This is a genomic window from Bacillus sp. LR--39, from assembly GCF_053613335.1.
On record NZ_JBSIOT010000066.1, the window covers coordinates 1 to 1,888 of the forward strand.

Sequence of the window (1,888 nt, forward strand, 5' to 3'; positions counted from 1 at the left end):
TACAGCCGCTGAACGGAGGTCTTCTTGGAAAACAGCCAGATTTTCCTCGTTTCCCTCATTGTTTCCAGCAGCAATGATGACACGTGATTCATCAAGTGTTTAAGAAGTTCATTTTGAGAAGCGTCCGCAAGCGCAAGATGAAATGCATAGTCTGCTTTCTCTCCCAGCTCCCCGTCCGCTTCAATGCTGCCCATTTCCTTTAGTGCATCATGAATTCTTTCGAGATCTGCTTCTGTCCTTTTTTCAGCCGCTAGTGAAGCCACGCCGATTTCAAGCAGTTTTCTGACCTCGAGCAGCTGCTTGACGTCCTCTTTTTTCATCAGAAGGGCGGCTGAGAGCGGCTGAGAAATTTGATTGAGCTCAAATTCCTTCAGATACGTGCCTTCTCCCTGTTTCATTTCGACAAGCCCCATCGCCTTTAGCGCAGAAAGTGCTTCGCGAACCGCTGAACGGCTGACTTGAAAGCTCTCAGCAAGCGCCTGAACAGAGTCCAGTTTATCCCCAGGCTTCAATTCGCCGTTTTTGATCATATCTAATAGTGCATCCGCTACTTCTTCATATATTTTTTTTGTTTTAATCTGTTTGTATTTCAATGCAATTCACCCCGTAACTTGTAGGTCTGGCTGTTTACGATCTATTATACTCTGTTTTGGGGGCCGCCAAAAGATTTTGACTATTTTGTCAAAAAGTCTTGTACTTTGATTTTTTTCAAAATATAATGCTAGGTAACTGGTCTTATTACCCAGTCATCAGATGATCATATCATCTATAGAAACCGCTTACATATGGCGCCAGTTTATGTTTCAAGGAGGGGTTTGGGATGCAATGGACACAGGCATATACGCCTATAGGGGGAAATTTGCTATTATCAGCGCTTGCCGCACTTGTACCGATTATTTTCTTTTTTTGGGCACTCGCGATTAAACGGATGAAGGGGTATACAGCTGGCTTGGCCACATTGGGGATCGCCCTTATCATTGCTGTATTGGTTTATCGTATGCCGGCGGAAAAAGCGCTGATGTCCGCGACACAAGGAGCCGTATACGGATTGTTGCCGATCGGCTGGATCATTGTGACGTCTGTTTTTTTGTATAAAATCACTGTGAAAACGGGACAGTTTGATATCATTCGCAGCTCTGTTCTCTCGATTACTGATGACCGACGGCTTCAAGCTCTCTTGATCGCTTTTTCATTCGGGGCTTTTTTAGAAGGGGCAGCAGGCTTCGGAGCGCCGGTCGCCATTTCTGCCGCGCTGCTGGTCGGTCTCGGCTTTAATCCTCTTTATGCTGCGGGGATCTGTTTGATCGCCAATACGGCGCCGGTTGCCTTTGGGGCAATTGGGATTCCAATTACAGCCGTAGAAGGGCCGACAGGGATTCCGGCGATGGAGATTTCGCAAATGGTCGGGCGGCAGCTGCCGTTTTTATCCGTATTTATTCCTCTTTATTTAATCATCATCATGAGCGGGTTCAGGAAAGCCTTGGAGATCTGGCCGGCGATTCTCGTATCCGGTGTTTCCTTTGCTGTTGTTCAATATCTCAGTTCCAATTTTTTAGGGCCTGAGCTTCCCGATGTTTTGTCAGCTCTTGTTTCTATGGCTGCGCTTGCTGTGTTTTTGAAATGGTGGAAGCCGAAAACAACATTCCGGTTTGCCGGTGAACAAGAGTCGGCCGCCTCAATTGAAACGGCGCGCACAAATCCGGCGGCGCCTGCATACAGCGGCGGACAGATTTTTAAGGCTTGGTCGCCATTTCTGCTGCTGACGGCGATGATTTCCGTATGGGGCATTCCATCTGTCAAATCCGCGCTGACCGGGCATTATGAAGGCTCTGCGGTGTTCTTGAAGTGGCTGAATGCTGTTGGAGAAAAACTGACTTTTTCCCCCGGT

At 47.6% G+C, this 1,888-nt stretch carries 1 protein-coding gene and 1 pseudogene; one reads left to right on the forward strand and one right to left on the reverse strand.

The annotated features are described in order from the left end of the window. Positions 1 to 593, reverse strand: a 593-nt coding sequence (gene lutR, locus ACWHAR_RS20295; RefSeq protein ID WP_452087640.1) for an L-lactate utilization/bacilysin biosynthesis transcriptional regulator LutR, incomplete at its 3' end; no start/stop codon positions are given. Positions 594 to 820: 227 nt separating this feature from the next. On the opposite strand from lutR, the pseudogene lutP reads away from it, so the two are divergent. Then, positions 821 to 1,888: pseudogene (gene lutP / locus ACWHAR_RS20300) on the forward strand (L-lactate permease LutP); the annotation flags it as partial.